Origin of the sequence: Streptomyces sp. P9-A4, assembly GCF_036634195.1 — a bacterium.
GTDB lineage: Bacteria > Actinomycetota > Actinomycetes > Streptomycetales > Streptomycetaceae > Streptomyces.
The window spans coordinates 3338363-3359438 of record NZ_JAZIFY010000001.1 but is presented as its reverse complement, the minus strand read 5'-3'; the positions used below and the strand labels follow the sequence as shown (position 1 = coordinate 3359438).

At 72.5% G+C, this 21076-nt stretch carries 16 protein-coding genes and 1 tRNA gene; 8 read left to right on the top strand and 9 right to left on the bottom strand.

Annotated elements, in window-relative coordinates; all coding sequences use genetic code 11:
* The first annotated feature begins 180 nt into the window (after window positions 1-180).
* The 4 genes from topA (at window position 181) to V4Y03_RS15000 (ending at window position 10056) form a co-directional block, all read left to right on the top strand.
* Window positions 181-3012, top strand: a complete 2832-nt coding sequence (gene topA, locus V4Y03_RS15015) for a type I DNA topoisomerase (protein WP_332435248.1) — start codon at window positions 181-183, stop codon at window positions 3010-3012.
* Between the two features lie 173 nt (window positions 3013-3185).
* On the top strand, window positions 3186-6611 hold the full coding sequence (gene tmk / locus V4Y03_RS15010) for a dTMP kinase (RefSeq protein WP_332435247.1): 3426 nt from the start codon (window positions 3186-3188) through the stop codon (window positions 6609-6611).
* Between the two features lie 95 nt (window positions 6612-6706).
* Window positions 6707-7579, top strand: a complete 873-nt coding sequence (locus V4Y03_RS15005) for an ABC transporter ATP-binding protein (protein WP_332435246.1) — start codon at window positions 6707-6709, stop codon at window positions 7577-7579.
* Window positions 7576-10056 carry an FtsX-like permease family protein gene (locus V4Y03_RS15000; protein WP_332435245.1) on the top strand — a complete coding sequence of 827 codons (2481 nt, stop codon included), beginning with the start codon at window positions 7576-7578 and terminating at the stop codon, window positions 10054-10056. Before V4Y03_RS15005 ends, V4Y03_RS15000 begins: the two co-directional genes overlap by 4 nt.
* Window positions 10057-10081: 25 nt before the next feature.
* Here the strand turns inward: V4Y03_RS15000 and V4Y03_RS14995 are convergent, their stop codons facing one another.
* A complete protein-coding gene (locus V4Y03_RS14995) occupies window positions 10082-10726 on the bottom strand; it encodes a response regulator (protein WP_056569375.1) in 645 nt (214 codons plus the stop codon).
* Window positions 10714-12042 (bottom strand): sensor histidine kinase, encoded by a 1329-nt coding sequence (locus V4Y03_RS14990; RefSeq protein WP_332435244.1) that lies wholly within the window; start codon window positions 12040-12042, stop codon window positions 10714-10716. Before V4Y03_RS14990 ends, V4Y03_RS14995 begins: the two co-directional genes overlap by 13 nt.
* Before the next feature lie 152 nt (window positions 12043-12194).
* Here V4Y03_RS14990 and V4Y03_RS14985 point away from each other — a divergent pair, with 152 nt between their 5' ends.
* From V4Y03_RS14985 to V4Y03_RS14970, 4 genes are all read left to right on the top strand, one after another.
* Window positions 12195-12368, top strand: coding sequence for a hypothetical protein (locus tag V4Y03_RS14985; RefSeq protein ID WP_317875445.1), 174 nt, complete (start codon window positions 12195-12197; stop codon window positions 12366-12368).
* A 92-nt stretch (window positions 12369-12460) separates the two neighbouring features.
* On the top strand, window positions 12461-13663 hold the full coding sequence (locus V4Y03_RS14980; RefSeq protein WP_317875446.1) for a DNA polymerase III subunit delta': 1203 nt from the start codon (window positions 12461-12463) through the stop codon (window positions 13661-13663).
* A gap of 128 nt (window positions 13664-13791) precedes the next feature.
* Window positions 13792-15342 carry an alpha/beta hydrolase gene (locus tag V4Y03_RS14975; protein ID WP_332435243.1) on the top strand — a complete coding sequence of 517 codons (1551 nt, stop codon included), beginning with the start codon at window positions 13792-13794 and terminating at the stop codon, window positions 15340-15342.
* A gap of 85 nt (window positions 15343-15427) precedes the next feature.
* Window positions 15428-15501 (top strand) — tRNA-Thr (locus tag V4Y03_RS14970).
* Between the two features lie 153 nt (window positions 15502-15654).
* Here V4Y03_RS14970 and V4Y03_RS14965 read toward each other — a convergent pair.
* The 7 genes from V4Y03_RS14965 to V4Y03_RS14935 form a co-directional block, all read right to left on the bottom strand.
* Window positions 15655-16458 carry a hypothetical protein gene (locus tag V4Y03_RS14965; protein WP_332435242.1) on the bottom strand — a complete coding sequence of 268 codons (804 nt, stop codon included), beginning with the start codon at window positions 16456-16458 and terminating at the stop codon, window positions 15655-15657.
* A 417-nt stretch (window positions 16459-16875) separates the two neighbouring features.
* A complete protein-coding gene (locus V4Y03_RS14960; protein ID WP_332435241.1) occupies window positions 16876-17289 on the bottom strand; it encodes an NUDIX hydrolase in 414 nt (137 codons plus the stop codon).
* Window positions 17290-17554: 265 nt separating this feature from the next.
* Window positions 17555-18142 carry a class IV adenylate cyclase gene (locus V4Y03_RS14955; protein ID WP_332435240.1) on the bottom strand — a complete coding sequence of 196 codons (588 nt, stop codon included), beginning with the start codon at window positions 18140-18142 and terminating at the stop codon, window positions 17555-17557.
* 24 nt (window positions 18143-18166) lie between these two features.
* Entirely contained in the window at window positions 18167-18814 is a 648-nt protein-coding gene (locus tag V4Y03_RS14950) for a class I SAM-dependent methyltransferase (protein ID WP_332435239.1), read from the bottom strand.
* The gene (locus V4Y03_RS14945) at window positions 18732-19370 is read right to left on the bottom strand and encodes an AAA family ATPase (RefSeq protein WP_317874385.1); all 639 of its coding nucleotides are present in this window, start codon (window positions 19368-19370) and stop codon (window positions 18732-18734) included. The genes V4Y03_RS14950 and V4Y03_RS14945 overlap by 83 nt, the downstream gene beginning before the upstream one ends.
* Window positions 19363-20265 (bottom strand): radical SAM protein, encoded by a 903-nt coding sequence (locus V4Y03_RS14940; protein WP_332435238.1) that lies wholly within the window; start codon window positions 20263-20265, stop codon window positions 19363-19365. Before V4Y03_RS14940 ends, V4Y03_RS14945 begins: the two co-directional genes overlap by 8 nt.
* Window positions 20266-20372: 107 nt before the next feature.
* The gene (locus V4Y03_RS14935) at window positions 20373-21065 is read right to left on the bottom strand and encodes an HAD family hydrolase (protein ID WP_332435237.1); all 693 of its coding nucleotides are present in this window, start codon (window positions 21063-21065) and stop codon (window positions 20373-20375) included.
* Between the last annotated feature and the right edge of the window lie 11 nt (window positions 21066-21076).

Here is a 21076-nt window from a genome sequence, read left to right as displayed (position 1 = left end):
GGCAGGAATGCCAGGACTCGGGTTACCGTTCGAGTGGCCGTTGCGGGCTTTCGCCGTTTGACACGGGGGCGGGTTGTACCGTCACACTCCGCAGCGACGGGAGCGTCACCGTCCGTGCCGCTGCCGTGCGTGCCAGCGCCGTACGTGCCAGAGAGTGTCGATCCGGAGAGAAGAGCGAAGTTGTCCCCGACCAGCGAAGCCGCACACGGCGGCCGCCGACTCGTCATCGTCGAGTCGCCTGCCAAGGCGAAGACGATCAAGGGCTACCTCGGCCCCGGCTACGTCGTCGAGGCGAGCGTCGGACACATCCGCGACCTCCCCAGCGGCGCCGCCGAGGTGCCCGAGAAGTACACCGGTGAGGTGCGTCGGCTCGGTGTCGACGTCGAACACGACTTCCAGCCCATCTATGTCGTCAACGCCGACAAGAAGGCGCAGGTCAGGAAGCTCAAGGAGCTTCTTGCCGAGTCCGACGAGCTCTACCTCGCCACCGATGAGGACCGCGAGGGCGAGGCCATCGCGTGGCACCTCCAGGAAGTCCTCAAGCCCAAGGTCCCGGTCCACCGGATGGTCTTCCACGAGATCACCAAGGACGCGATCCGCGAGGCCGTCGCCAACCCGCGCGAGCTGAACCAGCGCATGGTCGACGCCCAGGAGACCCGTCGCATCCTCGACCGGCTGTACGGCTACGAGGTCTCGCCGGTCCTGTGGAAGAAGGTCATGCCCCGGCTGTCCGCCGGCCGCGTGCAGTCCGTCGCCACCCGGCTCGTCGTCGAGCGGGAGCGCGAGCGCATCGCCTTCCGCTCCGCCGAGTACTGGGACCTCACCGGCACCTTCGGCACCGGCCGCTCCGGTGACGCCTCCGACCCGTCCCAGCTGGTCGCGCGGCTCGCGGCGGTCGACGGCAAGCGCGTCGCGCAGGGCCGTGACTTCGGCGCCGACGGGCGGCTCAAGAGCGAGAGCGTGCTCCACCTGGACGAGGCGAACGCGCGGGCACTGGCCGCCGGGCTCGCCGACACCGCCTTCTCGGTGCGTTCGGTCGAGTCGAAGCCGTACCGCCGCTCGCCGTACGCCCCCTTCCGGACCACCACCCTCCAGCAGGAGGCGAGCCGCAAGCTGGGCTTCGGTGCGAAGGCGACCATGCAGGTGGCGCAGAAGCTGTACGAGAACGGCTTCATCACCTACATGCGTACGGACTCCACGACCCTGTCCGACACCGCCGTCTCGGCGGCGCGGGCGCAGGTCACCCAGCTGTACGGCGCCGACTACCTGCCGGAGAAGCCGCGCGTCTACGCGGGCAAGGTCAAGAACGCGCAGGAGGCGCACGAGGCGATCCGTCCTTCGGGTGATCGTTTCCGCACCCCGGCGGAGACCGGTCTGACCGGCGACCAGTTCCGGCTGTACGAGCTGATCTGGAAGCGGACCGTCGCCTCCCAGATGAAGGACGCGACCGGCAACTCGGTCACCGTGAAGATCGGCGGCCGGGCCGCCGACGGCCGCGACGCCGAGTTCAGCGCCTCCGGCAAGACGATCACCTTCCACGGCTTCATGAAGGCGTACGTCGAAGGCGCCGACGACCCGAACGCGGAGCTCGACGACCGCGAGAAGCGCCTCCCGCAGGTCGCCGAGGGTGACGCGCTGACCGCCGACGAGATCACCGCGGACGGCCACTCGACCAAGCCGCCGGCCCGCTACACCGAGGCCTCGCTGGTCAAGGAGCTGGAAGAGCGCGAGATCGGCCGCCCGTCGACGTACGCGTCGATCATCGGCACGATCCTCGACCGCGGCTACGTGTTCAAGAAGGGCACGGCGCTCGTCCCGTCCTTCCTGAGCTTCGCCGTCGTCAACCTCCTGGAGAAGCACTTCGGGCGGCTCGTCGACTACGACTTCACCGCCCGGATGGAGGACGACCTCGACCGCATCGCACGCGGCGAGGCCCAGTCCGTGCCGTGGCTCAAGCGCTTCTACTTCGGTGAGGGCGAGGGTTCCGGCGCGGGTGGCGCGGCCGACGCCGGGAACGGCGACGGCGACCACCTCGGCGGCCTCAAGGAACTCGTCACCGACCTCGGTGCCATCGACGCCCGCGAGATCTCCTCCTTCCCCGTCGGCAACGACATCGTGCTGCGCGTCGGCCGCTACGGCCCGTACGTCGAGCGCGGCGAGAAGGAGGCCGAGGGCCACCAGCGCGCCGACGTCCCCGAGGAGATGGCGCCCGACGAGCTGACCGTCGAGCTCGCGGAGGAGCTGCTCGCCAAGCCGAGCGGTGACTTCGAGCTGGGCGCCGACCCGGTCAGCGGCAACCAGATCGTCGCGAAGGACGGCCGCTACGGCCCGTACGTCACCGAGATCCTGCCCGAGGGCACCCCGAAGACCGGCAAGAACGCGGTGAAGCCGCGTACGGCCTCCCTCTTCAAGTCGATGACCCTCGACACCGTCACCCTGGACGACGCGCTCCGGCTGATGTCCCTGCCCCGGGTCGTCGGCGCGGACGCCGAGGGCGTCGAGATCACCGCGCAGAACGGCCGCTACGGCCCGTACCTCAAGAAGGGCACGGACTCGCGGTCGCTGACCGAGGAGGAGCAGCTCTTCACGATCACGCTGGAGGAGGCGCTCGCGATCTACGCGCAGCCCAAGCAGCGTGGCCGGGCGGCCGCCAAGCCGCCGCTGAAGGAACTGGGCACCGACCCCGTCAGCGAGAAGCCCGTGGTCGTCAAGGACGGCCGCTTCGGCCCGTACGTGACGGACGGCGAGACCAACGCCACCCTGCGGACCGGCGACAGCGTGGAGGACATCACGCCGGAGCGCGGTTACGAGCTGCTCGCGGAGAAGCGCGCCAAGGCACCGGCGAAGAAGACCGCCAAGAAGGCCCCCGCGAAGAAGGCCCCGGCGAAGAAGACGGCCACGAAGACGGCGGCGAAGAAGACCACCACCGCCAAGAAGACGGCCGCGAAGAAGACGACGACGGCGAAGAAGACGACCGCGGCCAAGAAGACGGCGGCGGCGAAGCCGGAGTAGCCCTTCCGGGCACGAGAGAGGCGGGGGTGGAGGCGGGTGCCTCCACCCCCGCCTTTCGTTCCCCCGCCGTTCCTCTCCGTCCTCCCTTCGCCCTCCCTTCGTCCTGTCACAGGCTCGTCCGGATGTTCGGGCGGAGGCCGCGGGGAGCAAGGGCGTCCGGATAGGGTGGACGGATGACGCGAGCAGAGCAGCAAGACCGCCGCGGCGATTCCGACGCCGCACTCGTCGCGGATTCCCGGGAGCGTGCCGTACGGGCCCTCTTGCGCCATCAGCCACTGCGCCGGCTGTGGAGCGCCCACCTGGTCGGCAGCGTCGGTGACGCCCTCGCCCTCCTCGTGCTCGTCATCCTCGGCTACCAGGCCGCGGTCTCCGAGGGCGCGCTCGGCGGCGGCGACCGGGGAGCCGCGTTCGCCGTGGCCGCCGTCGTCGGCGCCCGGCTGCTGTCCTCGGTCCTCTTCGGGGCCGTGCTCCTCGGGCCGCTGACCGCGCTCACCGGCCCCGGCGGCTTCCTCGACCGGCGCTGGACCATGATCGGCGCCGACGCCGTCCGGATCGCGCTGCTCGTCATCGCCCCGCTGTGGATCGACTGGACCCCGGGCAGTGCCCTCTGGTTCGTCCTCGGCACCGTCTTCGTCACCGGCGCGGCCGAGCGGCTGTGGACGATCAGCCGCGAGGGCGCCGCCCCCGCGCTGCTGCCCGCCCCGCCGATCGAGGGCGGGGCCGTGCGGCCGCTGCCCGACCACCTCGGCGCGCTGCGCCGGCTCTCCCAGCGCACCGGCTTCCTCGCCGTCCCGGCCGCCGCCGCCGTACTGCTCGTCGCCACCCTCGTCGGTGATCTGCTCGGCATCGGACTCGACTGGTTCTCGCTGCACCAGGCCGCCCTCGGCTCGTACGTCGCCGCCGGCCTGTTCGCCGCCTCCGTCTCCGTGGTGTACGTGATGGCGCTGCCCGGCGGGGAGACGCCCCGGCCGCGTTCGCCGCTGGAGGGCCTGCGCCGCCCGGCCGGCGAGAAGGGCCGTACGGGTGTCGTCCAGATCCTCGTCCTGACCTGCGCGACCGTCGCCGGGGCCATCGCCGCCGCCGCGTCCGTCGCCGTGCTCCACGCCTACGACCTGGGCGGCGGGCCCGTCACGTACGCCCTCCTGATCCTCGCGCTCAGCGGCGCCGTCGCCGTCGGCATCCGCACCGCCGGCTCCGTGCTGCCCGTGCTGTCCCGGCGCCGCCTGCTCGCCCTCGTCACCGCCGTCACCGGCGTCGCGCTGATCGCGATGGGCCTGGTGCCGGACACGGCGACCGTTCTGTTCCTCGCCGTCGTCGCCGGTTACGCCGCCGGGGTCGCCGCGAACACCGGCCACACCCTCGTCGACCAGGAGACCGAGGAGCCCCGCCGGGCCCGGACCACCGAGCACCTCCAGGCCACCGCCCGCGTCGGCATGGCCGTCGGCGCGCTCGCCGCGCCGCTGCTCGCCGCCGCCATCGGGCCGCACCGTCTCGCCTCCGGCGACTTCGTCCTCGCGCACGGCGGCGCCGCCTTCACGCTCGCCCTGATCGGCGCCCTGCTGCTGCCCGTCGCCGCGCTCGTCCTCGCGAAGACCGACGACCGGGCGGGCGTCCCGCTCCGCCGCGACCTGCGCGACGCGCTGCGCGGCTCCGACCCGGTGCAGGCGCCCTCCCCGACCGGCTTCTTCATCGCCCTCGAGGGCGGCGACGGCGCCGGGAAGTCCACCCAGGTGCAGGCGCTCGCCGACTGGATCCGCGCCAAGGGCCACGAGGTCGTCGTCACCCGCGAACCCGGCGCCACCCCCATCGGCAAGCGCCTGCGCTCGATCCTCCTCGACGTGTCGTCGGCGGGGCTCTCCAACCGCGCCGAGGCCCTGCTGTACGCGGCCGACCGCGCCGAGCACGTCGACTCCCTGGTCCGGCCGGCCCTGGAGCGGGGCGCGATCGTCCTCTCCGACCGGTACATCGACTCGTCCGTCGCCTACCAGGGCGCGGGCCGCGACCTCTCCCCGACCGAGATCGCCCGTATCTCGCGCTGGGCGACCGACGGTCTCGTCCCGCACCTGACCGTCGTCCTCGACGTCTCCCCGGAGACCGCGAGGGAACGGTTCACCGAGGCGCCCGACCGGCTGGAGTCCGAGCCGCCCGAGTTCCACGCGCGCGTACGGGCCGGTTTCCTCGCGCTCGCCGCCGCCGACCCCAGCCGCTACCTCGTCGTCGACGCCGGGCAGGAGCCCGAGGCCGTCACCACCGTCGTACGCCACCGGCTCGACCGGATGCTGCCGCTCTCCGAGGCCGAGGTGAAGGCCGTCGAGGAGGCCCGCCGCAAGGCCGAGGAGGACGAGCGCAAGCGGCGCGAGGAGGAAGCCGCCCGCAAGGCCGAGGAAGAGCGCCTGGAGCGCGAGCGGCAGGAGCAGCTCGCCAAGCTCCGCGCCGAGGAGGAGGAGCGCAAGCGGCGCGAGGAGGAAGAGGCGCGACGCCTGGAGGCCGAACGGCAGGCGGAGGAGGCCCGCCGGAAGGCCGAGGAGGCCCGGATCGCCGCCGAGGCCGCCGCCGAGGAGGAGCGCAGGCGCCTCGCGGCCGAGGAGAAGGCCCGCCGGGAGGAGCAGGAGCGCCTCCGCAAGGCGGCCGAGGAAGAGGCCCGGCTGCGGGCCGAGGCGGAGGAACGCCGCCTGGAGAAGCAGCGCAAGGCCGAGGAGGCGCTGCTGCGCGCCGAGGAGGCTCGCCGGATGGCCGAGGCCGCCGCTGCCGTGAAGGCGGCGGAGGAGGCCGCGGCGAAGGCCGCCGCGGAGAAGATCGCGGCCGAGGCCGCGGCGAAGGCCGCTACCGAGCGGGCGGCGGCGGAGAAGGCTGCCGCGGAGCTGGCGGCGGCGCGCCGCGCCGAGGCGGCGAAGGCGGACCGAGAGCGGGCGGCGGCCGAGAAGAAGGCGGCTGCGAAGAAGGCGGCAGAGGCGGAGAAGGCCGCGGCGGAGGCCGAGAAGGCCGCCCGCGCCGCCGAGGTGTCGGCGAACGAGGTCACGGTGGAGACCCCGGTCGTGAGGCCGGAGGACGTCACCGAGCCGACGCCGGTCGTGAAGCCGGGCGCGCGGACGAAGCCGGGCGCAGGGCGCGATCCGCGTGCCGCTGCCGATCCGCGTACGGCCGTCCGGCGGGAGGCCGTGGCCGCGCCGTCGGACGAGCCGACCGTCTCGCCCGAAGAGGTCACCGTCGCCACCCCGATCGTGAGGCTCCCGAAGCCGGAGGCCGAGACCGCCGTCCTGCCGCAGATCCGGGACCGCGCGCCGCGCGCCGCCGATGAGACGACCGTGCTGCCTCCCGTACGGGACACGGAGTCGACCGCCGTCCTGCCCCTCGTACGGGACACGGCGGCGTCCGACCCCACCGACCGGGTGCCGCCGGGCATCTTCAGGGACGCGCGTTCGGAGCCGCACGGGGCGAACGAACGGACCCGCGAGCTGCCCCAGCTCGACGAGAACGGCATGCCGCGGCGCCGCTCCGACTGGGCCGAGGAGACTCCGCTCGACGATCTTCCGTCGCTCGCGGACGAGCTGTTCGGCCCGCACGAGGACGGGGACGAGGGCCGCCGGCGCCGCCGCTGACCCCCATCCCCGGCTTGGGGGTGTAGCCAGCTCCACCCCCAAGCCGGAAGCCAGCTCCATACCGCTGTGACCTGCACTTTTCTAGCGTTGTCGGTATGACGACGACTGTAGTGACGGAGAGCGGTACCGGTATCGGTGCCCGTACCGGCAGTGGTGCATCCCGCGCCCTCGATGCCGCCCTCGCCCTCGACGGGGTGAGCCGGACGTACGGGGGCGGGGCGCCCGCGCTCGACGGCGTGGACCTCGTCGTCCCGCGCGGCCGGTTCCTGGCGGTGATGGGACGGTCGGGTTCCGGCAAGTCCACTCTGCTGCGGTGCGCCGCCGGACTCGAACGGCCGACGACCGGCACGGTACGGATCGGCGGCACCGACCTCGCCACCCTCCGGAAGACCGCGCTCACCCGCCTCCGACGGGACCGCGTCGGCTTCGTCTTCCAGTCCCTGAACCTCGTCTCCGCCCTGAACGTGCGGGAGAACGTCACCCTGCCCCTGCTCCTCGCCGGGGCCCGCGAGGGCCGGACGCTCGACGCCCGCGCCCTGGCCGGGCTCGACGCCGTCGGGCTCGCCGACCGGGCCGAGGACACCCCGGAGAACCTGTCCGGCGGCCAGCGCCAGCGGGTGGCCATCGCCCGCGCCCTGGTCAACGAGCCCGAGGTCGTCTTCGCCGACGAGCCGACCGCCGCGCTCGACCCGGTCACGGCGGCCGGGGTGCTCGCCCTGCTGCGGCGCGCGGTCGACGAGCGCGGCACCACGGTCGTCCTCGTCACCCACGACCCGGTCGCGGCGGCCTGGACGGACGAGGCGGTGTTCCTCGACCGGGGCCGGCTCGTCGCCCGGCTCGACCGGCCGGACGAGCCGGGGGTACGGGACATGCTGGGCGCCCACGCGGAGGCGGGGCGCCGGGGCTCGGACGCCGGTGGGCTTCGTACGGGCGGCGCCGGACGGATTTCCGGGTCGGTGACCCGGTGAAGGCGTTCGGGAACCCCGCCGTGCGGCTGCTCTCCGCCCGTTCCCTGCGGGCGCACCGGAAGGCGTGGGCGGCGGTGTTCGCCGCCGTCGCCGTCACCTCCGCGCTGCTCGGCGCCCTCGCCCTCGCCCTCGGCGCGACCGGCCTCGGCCACGCGCGCGTGGAGCGGTACGCCGCCGCGTCCGTCGTCGTCGCCGGTGACCAGGAGGTGCGCTGGACGACCAAGCCCTGGGGGAGCGAGCCGACCACGGAGACGGCCGGTCTGACCGAGCGGGTACGGGTCCCGGGCGCGGCCGTCGCCGTCCTGCGGGCGGTGCCGGGGGTACGGGCCGCGGTGCCGGACCACACCTTCGTCGTACGGGAGCGGGCGGCGGGTGCGGCCGGGGAGACCCGGACCTACACCGGGCGGTCCTGGGACGCGGCGCGACTCGCCCCGTACCGGCTGCTCGACGGTCGGGAGCCGCGCGGGGCCGGGGAGGTCGTGACGGGTGCGGGGACCGGTGTCCGCGTCGGGGACACCGTCGCCGGGCGCGAGGTCGTCGGGGTCGCCGACGGCCCCGACGCGCTGTACGTCACGGCGGGGGAGGCCCGGCGGCTTGCCGGGCGTCCTGGTGCCGCCGGTCCCCTGGCCGCCGGTCCCCGCGACTCCGTCGACGCGATCGGCGTCCTCGCCGAGCCGGGCGTGCCCGTGGACACCCTCCACGCGCGCGTGCGGGCCGCCCTGGACCGGGCCGGGCTCAGGGACACCGCCTCCGGGCAGCCGCTCAGGGCGTTCACCGGTGACGGCAGGGGCAGTGCCGAGCACCTCGCCGCGGCGCCCGCGCGCGCCGAACTGCTCCAGCTGCTCGCCGCCGTCTCCGGGACCGTCGTCCTCGTCGCCGTCCTCGTCCTCGCCTCGCTGGTCGCCCAGGCACTCCAGCAGCGCGCGGGCGAGCGCGAGCTGCTGCTCTCGGTCGGTGCGACCCCCCGGCAGATACGTGCGGCGGCGGGGCGCGAGGTGACCCGGGTGGCCGGCGCCGCGGCGCTGCTCGGCGCGCTGGTGGCCGTACCGGTGTTCCTGGGGCTGTGGTCGGCGCTGCGGAGCCGTACCGGAGTGGTCCCTGACGGCCTCGAACTCGCCGCCCCGCCCTGGCTGTTCGCCGGCGTCCTCGTCGTCGCCGCCGTCGTGGTGGGCATCGCCCGGCTCGTCGTCCTCCTCGCCACGCCCTTCCCGGGCCGGCCCGGGAAGGGCGCCGTCCGGCGCGTCAGCGGGATCGTGCTGCTTCTGGCGGGCGTGGCCTCGGCCGGTACGGCGACGGCCCAGAGCGGTGGGGCGGCCGCCGCCGCTGCCGGGGCGGCCACGGTGACGCTGGTCGCCGGGTGCGCGCTGCTCGGGCCGTGGATCGCGCGGGCCGCGATGACGGTCCTGGACCGGCCGTTCCGGCGGTTCGGCGGCGCGCCGGGGCGGCTCACGGCCGCCGGGGCGAGCGCGCACTCGCGCCGCCTCGGGGCCGCGCTCGTCCCGGTCGTCCTCGTCACCGCCTTCGCGCTGGTGCAGCTCGCGGCGGGTACGACGGCGGAGCGGGCCGCCGACGCGCAGGCGCGCGCCGCGACGACCGCGGACCTCGCGGTGTCCGGTACGACGGCGGAGCGGGTGCGGAAGCTGCCCGGGGTCGTCGCGGCGACGGACGTGCTGCGGTCGACGGTGGTCCTGGCCAGGACGGAGGCGGGTACGCCGCGCCTGGAGCGGCTTCCGGTGCTCGGCGTCGACGCGGCCGGTCTCGCGGGCACGCTCGACCCGGGCGTGGTCGCCGGTGACCTGGCGGGGCTCGCCCGTACGGGCACGGTGGCGGTCGGCGCGGACATGGCCGACTCGCTGGACGTACGGCCCGGTTCGACGGTCGGGCTGCGGCTCGGCGACGGGACCCCGAGGACGCTGCGGGTGGTCGCGGTGTACGAACGCTCGCTCGCCCTCGGGGAGTTCCTGCTGCCCGCGGCGGAACTGGCCCCGCACATGAGCGATCCGCACCCCGCGCGCGTGCTGGTGGCCACGGAGGGGGCGGCCGGGTCCGTCAGGTCCCTCGCGCCCGTCGCGCCCGTCGCACCCGTCGCACCTGAGCAGGTGACCCCGCCGGGCGCCGAGTTGAACGGGCTCGTCTCGGCGGCCGTCGTCGCCGCGATCGGCGGGCTCACCCTGCTCTCCGTGCTCAGCACCCTCACCCTGATCGGCGCCGGACGGCGCGACGAGCTCCGGCTGCTTGACCAGGTGGGCGCCACGGCGGGTCAACTGCGCCGGATGCTCTGCCTGGAGGCGGGGTTCCTGACCGCCACCGGACTGCTCATCGGCGCCGTGGTGGCCGCGCTGCCGCTGACGGCCTTCGCCTGGTCCTTCACGGGCGGGCTGCCGTATCTGCCGCCCGCGTACGCCGCGGTGATCGCCGGCGCGGTGGTGGTGACGGTGACGGCGGGAGTGTTCCTGCCGGCCTCGGCCAGGCGCTGAACGCCACCGGGAGGTCGAGTCCCGCTCAGGCGTTGAGGTAGGCGAGTACGGCGAGGACCCGGCGGTGGCCGCCGCTGTCGGTCGGCGGCAGGCCGAGCTTCAGGAAGACGTTGCCGATGTGTTTGTGCACGGCCCGCTCGGTGACCACCATCGAGCGGGCGATCGTGCCGTTGTCGTGGCCCTGTGCCATCAGCTCCAGGACCTCGCGCTCGCGGGGGGTGAGCGAGTCCAGCGGGTCGTCGCGGCGGCGGGCCAGCAGCTCGGTGACGACCTCGGGGTCCAGGGCCGTACCCCCGGAGGCGACCCGTTCCAGGGCGTCGAGGAACTCGTCCACCCGGCCCACCCGGTCCTTGAGAAGATAGCCGACGCCCCGCGCGCCGCCGCCCAGGAGTTCGGCGGCGTACGTCTCCTCCACGTACTGGGAGAGCACGAGCACGGGAAGTCCCGGCAGCTGTTCGCGGGCCGCGAGCGCCGCCCGCAGCCCCTCGTCGCGGAAGCCGGGGGGCATCCGTACGTCGAGGACGGCCACGTCGGGCCGGTGCTCCAGGAGCAGCGGCAGGACCTCGGGCCCGGTCGCGGCGACCCCGGCCACCTCATGGCCGGAGGAGGTCAGCAACAGCACCAGGCCCTCCCTCAGGAGGGCGTTGTCCTCGGCGATCACCACACGCACGGAAGCTCCACTTCGATCACGGTCGGGCCCCCGACGGGGCTGGTCAGTCGTACGGTGCCGTCGAGCGCGGCGACCCGGCGGCGCAGGCCGGTGAGCCCGGAGCCGCCGCCCTCGCCCGCTTCGGCGCCGCCCCGGCCCTCGTCCGCCACGCGCACGCGTAGAGCGGCGGGTTCGCGGGAGAGCGCGACGGTGGCGCGGGTGGCACCGCTGTGCTTGGCGGCGTTGGTGAGGGCCTCGGCGACGGCGAAGTAGGCGGCGGCCTCGACGGCGGCGGGCGCGCGGGGGCCCCGGTCGGGGCCGGGGGAGGAGGAGGCGGCGGTCGGCTTGTCGTCGGGGCCGGTCACGGCGTCGGGGGCCGGGCCCGCGCTGAGGGAGCTGTCGTCTACGGGACTGTCGTCTACGGGGCTGCCGCCGAGGGCCCTGCCGCCGAGGGCGCTGTCGTCGTGGGCCAGGCCCGCCACGGACACCGCCACCTCCAGGCCGCTGCTCGCGGCGAGGGCCCGTACCGCCCCCGTGAGGCCCCGGTCGGTGAGGATCGGCGGGTGGATCCCGCGCACCACGTGCCGCAGCTCGGCGAGCGCCGCCTCGGCCTGCGTCTGCGCGTCGTCGAGGAGCCGGCGCGCTGCGGCGGGATCGGAGTCGTACGCGCGCTTGGCCAGGCCGATCCGCATGGAGAGCGCCACCAGATGGGCCTGGGCGCCGTCGTGCAGATCGCGTTCGATCCGGCGCAGCTCGGCGCCGTGCGCGGCGACGGCGCCGGCCCGGGTGGCGGTCAGCTGCTCGATACGGGCGGCGAGCACGGCGTCCCTGGCGGCCGAGGGGGCGGGGGTGAGCAGCGCGCGCGACCACTCGGCGGCGAGGCCGGCGAGCCTGCCGATCAGCGGCAGGGCGACGGGCCTCCGTCCCGCGAGCCCGGCCACCACGCCGTCGACAAGGAGCGCGGGCACCCACAGGATGAGCGAGGCGTACCAGAGCACCAGGCCGTAGAAGAGCTGCGCGGCGGCCCAGACCAGGTCCCGCGCCGTGCCGGGGTCGGTGACGGCGGTGCGCACGCGCGCGGGGAGGGGCCCTTCCAGCGGAAGATACGCCTCCGGTACGGGGGCTCCGGTCCACACGGCGGTACGGCGCCGCTCCCAGCCGGCCATCCGGCGCAGCAGCAGCACGCTCTCGGGAAGCACTCCGGCGCCGATCACCGTGACGGTGAGGAGGGCCGTGAAGAGGGCGACGCCGATCATCAGGTAACAGAGGAGCGCGATGGCGGCCCCGTACAGGAGGTGGAGCGAGGCCCGGCCCGCTTCCTTGATGGCGTCACGCATGACGACAGGCTATGCGGCCGGAGCCGGGGGGTGCGGTGGAGCAGGCTCCACCATGGGTCCGGGGGCGGGCACCGCTGTGCGCGGCGGGCGCCGGGACGAGGATCGAACCCGTACCTCCTCCCCATCCCTCCCCTTCCTCTCTGGAGATTTCCATGCGGTTCGTGCTCTGGCTGATGCTCGTGGTGAGCGTCCTCGCCAACGCCTACGTCAACACCTTCGCCGGCTGGACCGGCGCCACCGAGATCGTCGCGAGCGCCTGCACGGGCGCGGCGGTACTCGGCTCGGCGATCGGCCTGTGGGTCACCCGCTCCCGTACGGAGGCCTGACGCCCGTACGGGAACCGGCTCCTCCGCGTCCTCCGGCCTTGGTTGTCAGACGCCTGCCCCACAATGGAGGGCGTACCTGAGGAGGGGCAGACATGGCCGTATGGGACGACCTGGTCGGACAGACGCGGGTCGAGGAGCAGCTCTCCGCCGCCGCGCGGGACGCCGACGCGCTCGTGACCGCCCATGCCGCCGGAGGACCTCCGCCCGAGGCCTCGAAGATGACCCACGCCTGGCTCTTCACGGGCCCGCCGGGGTCGGGGCGGGCGACGGCGGCGCGGGCGTTCGCGGCGGCGCTCCAGTGCGTGAGCCCCGACCGTGCCCTCGGCGGCGCCCCGGGCTGCGGCTTCTGCGACGGTTGCCACACGACCCTCGTCGGCACCCACGCGGACGTCGAGATCGTCCGTACGGACCTGCTGTCCATCGGCGTGAAGGAGACCCGCGAGCTCGTCCGGCGCGCCCAGCTCTCCCCGGCGGGCGGCCGTTGGCAGGTCATCGTCCTGGAGGACGCCGACCGGCTCACCGAGGGCGCGGGCAACGTGCTGCTGAAGGCCGTAGAGGAGCCCGCACCGCGTACGGTCTGGCTGCTCTGCGCGCCGTCCCTCGAGGACGTGCTGCCGACGATCCGCTCGCGCTGCCGTCATCTGACCCTGCGGACCCCGCCGGTGGAGGCGGTGGCCGACGTGCTCGTACGGCGCGACGGCGTCGCGCCGGAGGTGGCGCAGGCCGCCGCCCGCGCGACCCAGGGCCACATCGACCGGGCGCGCAGGCTCGCCACCGACGAGCGGGCCCGCGCCCGCCGGTCGGTCGTCCTCAAGCTGCCGTTGCGGGTCGGGGACGTCGGCGGCTGCCTCAAGGCCGCCCAGGAACTGGTGGACGCGGCGGCCGAGGACGCGAAGCAGGTCGCGGAGGAGGTCGACGTCAAGGAGACCGAGGAGATGAAGGCGGCCCTCGGCGCGGCGCAGGGCGGGCGGATGCCGCGCGGCACGGCCGGGGTGATGAAGGAACTGGAGGAGCGGCAGAAGCGCCGCAGAACGCGTACGCAGCGCGACAGCCTGGACCTCGCCCTCACGGACCTGACCGGCTTCTACCGCGATGTGCTCGCGCTCCAGCTGCGCTCGCGCTCGCCCCTCGCCAACACGGACGTGCGGGACGCCATCGAAGGCATCGCCCGCGACACCACCCCGGAGCGCACCCTGCGCCGCATCGAGGCGATCCTCGCCTGCCGCGAGGCCCTCGACCGGAACGTGGCGCCGCTGCTCGCGGTGGAGGCGATGACGATGTCGCTGAGGGGCTGACGGGACAGCACGGGGGGTGACCAGGACCGACCCGCACGGACCTCGACCGACCTGGACCGACCGGCGTCACCGGTCGGCCGAGGCGGGCGATTGGACACGGTCCGTACCGGTCCGGATACGCTCCGGGGATGGACTCCAGGCGTTTGCTCCGTACGTCCGCCACGGCCCTCGCGGCTGCCGGGCTGATCCTGTCCGGCTGCTCGGGCGGAAGCGACGCGGCGGCGTCCCGCACCACGTCGGCGCCCCCGGCGGCAGCTCCGTCGGCCTCGCCGCAGGCGCTGGCGAAGTACTACGGGCAGAAGCTGAAATGGCGTGACTGCGGAGTCGCCACGTTCCAGTGCGCCACGCTGCGCGCCCCGCTGGACTACGCGAAGCCGGACGCCGGAGACATCGACCTCGCCGTCTCCCGGGTCAGGGCGACCGGCCCCGGGAAGCGGCTCGGTTCGCTCCTGGTCAACCCCGGCGGCCCCGGCGGCTCGGCCGTCGGCTACCTCCAGGGGTACGCGGGCATCGGCTACCCCGCCCCGGTCCGCGCGCGCTACGACATGGTGGCCGTCGACCCGCGTGGAGTCGCCCGCAGCGAGCCCGTGGAGTGCCTGACGGGCCCGCAGATGGACGCGTACACCCAGGTCGACCAGACCCCCGACGACACGGCTGAGATCAACGCCCTCGGTGCGGCCTTCAAGGACTTCGCGGCCGGCTGCGAGAAGAAGTCGGGGAAGATCCTCCCGCATGTCTCGACGGTGGAGACGGCCCGCGACATGGACATCCTGCGGGCGGTGCTCGGTGACGAGAAGCTGAACTACGTGGGCGCGTCGTACGGCACCTTCCTCGGCGCGACGTACGCCGAACTGTTCCCGGCCCGGGCCGGCCGGCTCGTCCTGGACGGGGCGATGGACCCCTCGCTCCCGGCGCTCGATCTGAACCGCGACCAGACGGCCGGGTTCGAGACCTCCTTCCGCGCGTTCGCGGCCGACTGCGTCGGCCGGCCGGACTGCCCGCTCGGCACCGGATCGGTGGAGGCGGCGGGCAAGGCGCTCAAGAAGTTCTTCCGCGACGTGGACGCCGAGCCCGTACCCACCGGAGAGAGCCGCCCGCTCGGCGAGTCCCTGGCGACCACGGGGGTGATCGCGGCGATGTACGACGAGGGCGCCTGGCCCCAGCTGCGCGAGGCCCTCACCCGGGCGATGGGGGGCGACGGCTCGGGCCTGCTCGCCCTGGCGGACAGCTACTACGAGCGGGAGGCGGACGGCACGTACGCCAACCTCATGTTCGCCAACGCCGCAGTGAACTGCCTCGACCTGCCGCCCGCGTACACCGGCCCCGCCGACGTCGAGAAGGCCGTGCCGTCCTTCGAGAAGGCCTCCCCGATCTTCGGCGAGGGCCTCGCCTGGGCCGCCCTCAACTGCACCTCCTGGCCGATCCCGGCCACCGGCCGCCCCCACCGCATCACCGCCGAAGGCGCCGCCCCGATCCTCGTCGTCGGCACCACCCGCGACCCGGCGACCCCGTACAAGTGGGCCGTGTCCCTCGCCGACCAGCTCTCCTCCGGCACCCTCCTCACCTACGAGGGCGACGGCCACACGGCCTACGGCCGGGGCAGCGACTGCATCGACACGGCGATCAACACCTACCTCCTCGAAGGCACCCCGCCGACCGAGGGAAAGCGCTGCTCATAGGCCCTCTCGGGGGGTGGTCGGAGCACCCCCCGAAACTGTGTAGACTTGGCGACGCTGCTGCACCCACCATGGGCCTGCACGGCGCGCCGCCTTAGCTCAGCTGGCCAGAGCAACGCACTCGTAATGCGTAGGTCTCGGGTTCGAATCCCGAAGGCGGCTCGGAATTACCCCAGGACTCACTCGCCGTGACCTGGGGTTTTTTCATGCCCGGGCGGTGCGCGTCGCGTGAGGGGAACGCCGTGGGAACGGCTTGCGTGAGCGATGCGTGAGCGATGCGTGAGCGGAGAGGGCAGCGCTCTGGTTGGCCCCGGGCTACTCGGGTATCGGCGGTGTGCCCAGTGCCTGCCGTGCCGTGCTCGTGAAACGCTCCCGGCTGAGTTCGCGAGCCTCCTTGTTGCGCTTGAGCACGTCCAGCATCGCTTGGGCCTCCCTCACCGTCGTTGCGAGCTGGTCGGCGTTCGCTATAAGTGCGTCGCGCGCATCCGCGGAAACACGCGAGTGCTGCTCGATGCTCGTCATCACCTCAGCCAGCAGAGGGTGACCATCAAGATCGCTCAGGGCACGCCCTTGATCGCGATAGCTGTTCATCACCTCCGCGAGGTGCTCTGCGTGCTGCCTGTACTCCGCTGTTGCATCAGCTACAGCGTCTGTGTGAACAGGGCGGCCCTCGATCGCCGCTAACGCGGATTGGCACACCTTGACGAACCGGATGGACACGTCGACGTCTTCTTGCATCGCCTGGGTCAGGCTCTCAGCCGCCTGCGTGACTTCGCCGGGCCCCAGGAGAGCGATACGCCGCGCTCGCTCCGCCATACGCCCGGCCGCCCCATTGAGTTCGTCGAGGACCGTCGAGTCGGCGTCCGGATCAGCCGCGGACGATTGAGTAATACGCAGGCACTCATCCCACGCTTCTAGGAAGCTCTCGTAGGTACCGAGCCGCTGCTGCCTGAGCCAATGGCCATGCTCTACGGCACTCTGGTCCTGCACCTGACGCCGTACTGTCTCGGCGTTCTTCTCGGCGCCGAACCTGGCTGCTCGTGCTCCAAGGATTGCGCCCAACACCGTTGCAGCCAATCCGATCACCGCGATGAGAAGAGGAATCACTAAGTCCTTCACGGCTGCTCATCATGTCGGCATCATCGGTGCTTGGAAAGCACGCGTTGGCCAAAGAGCGTTGGGAGCAATTGTCAAGATCTGTGGATGGGGCCGCAGCCTTTGTCAGCGGGGCGGGTTAGGGTAGGCGGCGCCCGCTCGGGTTCCGGCCCGCAGTGTCTGCCTTGGGCGGCCTGGGGCGTAGGGGGGCGGCTGGACGGTCCCTCTGGTACGCCTCAGGGAGCGGAGTAGACGCCCGATCCCCCCTTCCCCCTACTCGACATGCCGTACCTGGTGCACCGCACTACTCGGTGACCTTACGGATCATTCGGGAAGGTACGCCTTTCGCATGTCCTCCAGGGACTGATCCACAAGTCCTGAGCATCGCTCAACAGGAGGACGCCCCGCTCCTGTGCGCGTGATCCCTGGCCCGGAGACCCTTCAGGCGGGCAGGGCCGTGTCGAGGTAGTCCCGCACCGGCTCGAATACTCCGTACGGCACGTACTGCGGGATCTCGCCATGGGTGCCCCAGGCGAGCTCGGCCACCTCCTCGGTGTCCGCGACATGAGCGGTGCCGCCCACCACCTCGCAGACCGTGTACGACATGAGTCGACCCGTCTGCGGGTGGATCCGCTCGCCGAGCAGCTTCACAGCGGCCACGGTCAGCCCGGTCTCCTCTTGCGTCTCGCGCACTGCCGCCTCTTCACGGCCTTCACCGGGCTCGACCTTGCCGGCCGGGAACTGCCAGGACAGCTGCCCCTCGCTCACCCGGCGGCGCACCAGGAGGACGCGTCCCCCGTGAACGATTACGGCTGCCGCTACACCCGGCTGCTTCTCCAAGTGCTGCTGAGTCACGTCTGCTCCTCCGAGGCGGCCACGATGGGCGAAACGACAGTACCGAGAGGGATGAAACAGGACACCGTGTCACTGAGAACTGCCCAGGGACCGCCGTTCTGGCGTTGGCATCATCGGCGCCAAGTCTCGGCAGAGGCCGTCGACCCACTCGTTGCCGTCGTCGGTCGCTGCCGGCCCGGGCAGTCCGCCGCGGGCGAATTCGGCGATTCCAGGGATCACCCTGTTCGGCAAGGCGAGTTCTGTGAGCATCTCTTCTCGCCTGAGGTCACCGGCCTCGGACCGGTTCGGAGGGAACCTCCTGCTTGTCGGAATCGGCGAAGAGGAGCGTGGGCTCGGCGAGGATGTCGCGGCCGGCCTCGCTCTTGTAGATCTCGTCGACGCTGCCGAAGCGGGCTTCGGCGTAGTCGAGGTCGAGCAGGTCGGCGGCCTGGCGGACGGATGCCTCGTCCGGGCCTTCGATCTCGACGAACGTGGGGAGGTCCGGCCAGGTGTCGAAGTCGAAGGCGACCTCGCCCAGGCGCCACTCCTCGCGGTAGTTCTCCTGGTAGCGGACCTCGGTGAGGCCGAGGCGACGGAGGATGTCGGCCATGGCGTGGAGATCGGTGACCTCGGTCTCGATCTCCGTGGTGCCGTCGATGGTCGTTGCGTCGGTGACCTGCTTGAGGGTGAGGGTGGATCGCGTCCCCTCGTCCCGCAGCCGGAGCCACGCGCCGCCGTCGAGGGCGTCGTTCTCGAAGATCTTGCGGGTGAGAAGGGTACGGGGGAACGCTTGCGTGGCGCCCAGGGCGGTGAGCTTGTCCTGGAGGGCGGTGACGTCGACGTTGAGGAACGTGGCCTCGTACTCGTGCTTCATGGTCGTCTTCCTCGTTGGGTGCGATTACCTGGGGGTGTGGGCCGCGATGAGCAGACCCATGCGGTGCGTGTGGTCGTGGGGCTGGCCGAGGTGCGGGCGCTCGATGAACTGGTTCGTGCGCACCGTGAGCAGGACGTCCCAAGCGGGGGTGAAGTGGCGGGAGAGTCTCTCTGGCGAGGTGTAATGCTCGATGAACTGGTGGCGCTCTTCGATGGGCATCATGAACTCCGCGCCGAACAAGCCCCCTTCGCGAACGAGGGCCTGCATGCGGCGGACGAAGTCGCCGAGCGGGCTGCGGTGGTTGGCACTGTAGTGCCACGAACAGCTCGTCCAGACTGCGTCGCAGTGACCCTCGGGGAGCTCGGCCGCGAGGAAATCCTCGCCGATGACCTGGACCCGGTCGTGGAGTTCCTCGGCCTTGAGGCGGTCGATGAGGCCGGGGGCCTGGGCCTGGGTGTCACCCGGAAGGCTGACCTCGCCTCCGTGGAGAGCGAAGGGGTCGCGCTCGATGGCGATGACACGGTAACCGGCGGCGGCGAGGGGCAGCACGAACTTGCCGTCGCTCGCGCCGACGACCGCGACCGTGGCGTCAGGAGATGTGCGCTCCTTCAGGGCGGCGAGGAACTGGGGGAAGAACGTGAGGGTGTGCTCCCACAGGCTCTGCGTCTGCACGGTGATGTCCTTCCTGAGAGGTGGTGAGGATCGTCTGGACGATCTGCTCCGGGGCACGGCTCGTGGTGTCGATCCGATGCATCGGGAACTGGGCGTAGGCGGTCGAGATCCGGTCTGCGGCTTCCTCGCTCATCGCATCCCACCGGGAGATGGGCTTGATCCGTTGGGCGAGGCGCCGCTGCCGTTCGTCCTCCGTGCACAGCAGGTGGTACGTCGCGGGCTGGGGCAGATCGGGCGGGAGGGCGATGCCGAGGCGGGCCCCGAAGGCGTGGTGGTTCGTGAGGCAACGGGCGAAGTAGCTCTCGACGACGACCGGGGTGCCGGCGGCGAGGTGCTCTCGGATCTCCTCGGCGGCCGTGAGCAGGGCCGAGAGGTAGAAGCACAGGCGGGCCTCGACGCTCTCCCGCAGATCCACCTGGCGCCGCAGCGGCTGGTAGAAGAGCGGCACGGTGGGGACCAGGACGGCGCCCCTGGCAGCCGCGAGCAGTGGCGCGACGGTGGATTTCCCGCTTCCCCGTAAGCCTTCGAGCGCCTCGAAGAGCGGTCGGTCAGGCACGGGCGTACACCACATCCGGGACGGCGAGGGTGAGCTCGTCGGTGGCGGAGGGCCGGTGGACGATGTGGTTGGCGGTCTTCTCGTACCAGAAGGCGTGCGAGTCCTTGCCCACGGCCTTGCAGGACATGGTGAGCGCGCCGCGCGGGTCGGCCTCGATCCGTTCGATCTCGCGAGGGCCGCCGACGGGTGCGCAGATCTCCGGAGCCCCGCCCTCGGCGAGGTCTTCGTCGAGGATGACCTCGATGGAGAGCCCGGCGGTCCGGAGGTCCTCGCGGAGGCGGGTGTACGCGGTCGGGTCGTCGACCAGGAGCTCGGGGTGGTGGGCGGCGTTGCCGACCGGGCGGAGGCAGTGCAGCTTGAGCTGACGTGCTCCGAACCTCTGCATGACCCGCGCCAGTGGCAGCACCTCGTCGATGTTCCGTGAGGTCACGGTCATCGTCGCGGCCGTCATGACGCCGAGGTCCCGAGCGAGGTTCAGCGTGCTGAGCGCGGCGTGGTAGCTGCCCTGCCTGCGGATGTCGTCGTTGGTGTCGGCGACGCCCTCCAACGAGACCCGCAGCAGGTCCACGTAGGGAGCGATCTCGGTGAGGCGACGCTCGATCCGGTAGCCGTTGGTGCAGATTTCCACCTGCATCCCCAGCTCTTGGTGGGTGTAGCGGACGACCTGCGCGAGCTCCTTGTAGAGGAAGGGCTCGCCGCCGAGGAGGGTCACGGCCTCGGTGCCGTACTCCTCGCGCATGAGCCGGATGAGTCCGACCGCCTCCTCGGCGGTGAACGCGTCGGCCTGCTTCAGGCGCTCGCCGTGGAAGCAGTGCAGGCAGGAGAAGTTGCAGCGGTACAGCAACTGCAAGTACAGCATCCCGATCCTGCGGATTCCGGTGACGTCGCGGATCACGCGGGCCTCCTGGGTCAGTTGACTGGCGGGGAGGATCCGATCGTGGCCGTGTGGGTGTGGACGGCGTCACCGCGTAGGCGGACGGTCCGAGGACGTCCTGGGACGTTTCAGCGCCCGGCGATGCCCTCAAAGTGGCTCATCAGCCCTGCGGCGTCCGAAAGGTCAGGCAGCACGACCGTCGCACCGGCTGAGGCAAGTTCCTCCTGACTGTGAATGCCCGAGGCGACAGCGACGACGTGAGAGCCCGTAGAGAGCGCGGCTTCGACGTCCCGCGGCGTGTCCCCCACGAGCACGACGGTGACGTCCTGCTCCGCTCCATAGGTGCGGCGGATTCGCTCTCGCGCCACCGCCACGAGATCGGGACGCTGGACCCCGTCGGCCCCGTAGGCACCGACGGAGAGGTCGAGCAGAGAGTCGAGGCCGAAGGCGGCGAGCTTGACCTTGGCGTTCGCCGCGATGTTGCCCGTGAGGACCGAGGCCACCCACCCCTCCCTCTCCGCAACGCACTTGAGCGCGTCGCAGGCACCCGGCAGGGCTGTACCGCGCACCCGCAGCTCCGCGAACCGCTCCTGCCCGGCATGGGCCAGGGCGTCCTGGATCCGGACCCATTCCGGCTCGGGAACATCGTGCCGAACGAACAGCTCCCGCATGATCAGGCGGTCCGTACGCCCCTCCGTGCGTGCGGGCTCGGTCGGCGCGAAGCCGGCCAGCGCGGCGAACGCGGCGGAGTAAATCTCCTTGCTCACCCCCGCGTTGTCGATGAGCGTGTGGTCGATGTCCCACAGGACGCTGAGCTGCATACCGCCAGCGT

Bases quoted from the DNA above. Each gene is read 5' to 3' on its own strand.
- V4Y03_RS14990 (WP_332435244.1), bottom strand. From the start codon at position 12,042: ATGCGTGACGCCATCAAGGAAGCGGGCCGGGCCTCGCTCCACCTCCTG.
- V4Y03_RS14975 (WP_332435243.1), top strand. From the start codon at position 13,792: ATGGACTCCAGGCGTTTGCTCCGTACGTCCGCCACGGCCCTCGCGGCT.
- V4Y03_RS14985 (WP_317875445.1), top strand. From the start codon at position 12,195: ATGCGGTTCGTGCTCTGGCTGATGCTCGTGGTGAGCGTCCTCGCCAAC.
- V4Y03_RS15005 (WP_332435246.1), top strand. From the start codon at position 6,707: ATGACGACGACTGTAGTGACGGAGAGCGGTACCGGTATCGGTGCCCGT.
- V4Y03_RS14980 (WP_317875446.1), top strand. From the start codon at position 12,461: ATGGCCGTATGGGACGACCTGGTCGGACAGACGCGGGTCGAGGAGCAG.
- tmk (WP_332435247.1), top strand. From the start codon at position 3,186: ATGACGCGAGCAGAGCAGCAAGACCGCCGCGGCGATTCCGACGCCGCA.
- V4Y03_RS14935 (WP_332435237.1), bottom strand. From the start codon at position 21,065: ATGCAGCTCAGCGTCCTGTGGGACATCGACCACACGCTCATCGACAAC.
- V4Y03_RS14955 (WP_332435240.1), bottom strand. From the start codon at position 18,142: ATGAAGCACGAGTACGAGGCCACGTTCCTCAACGTCGACGTCACCGCC.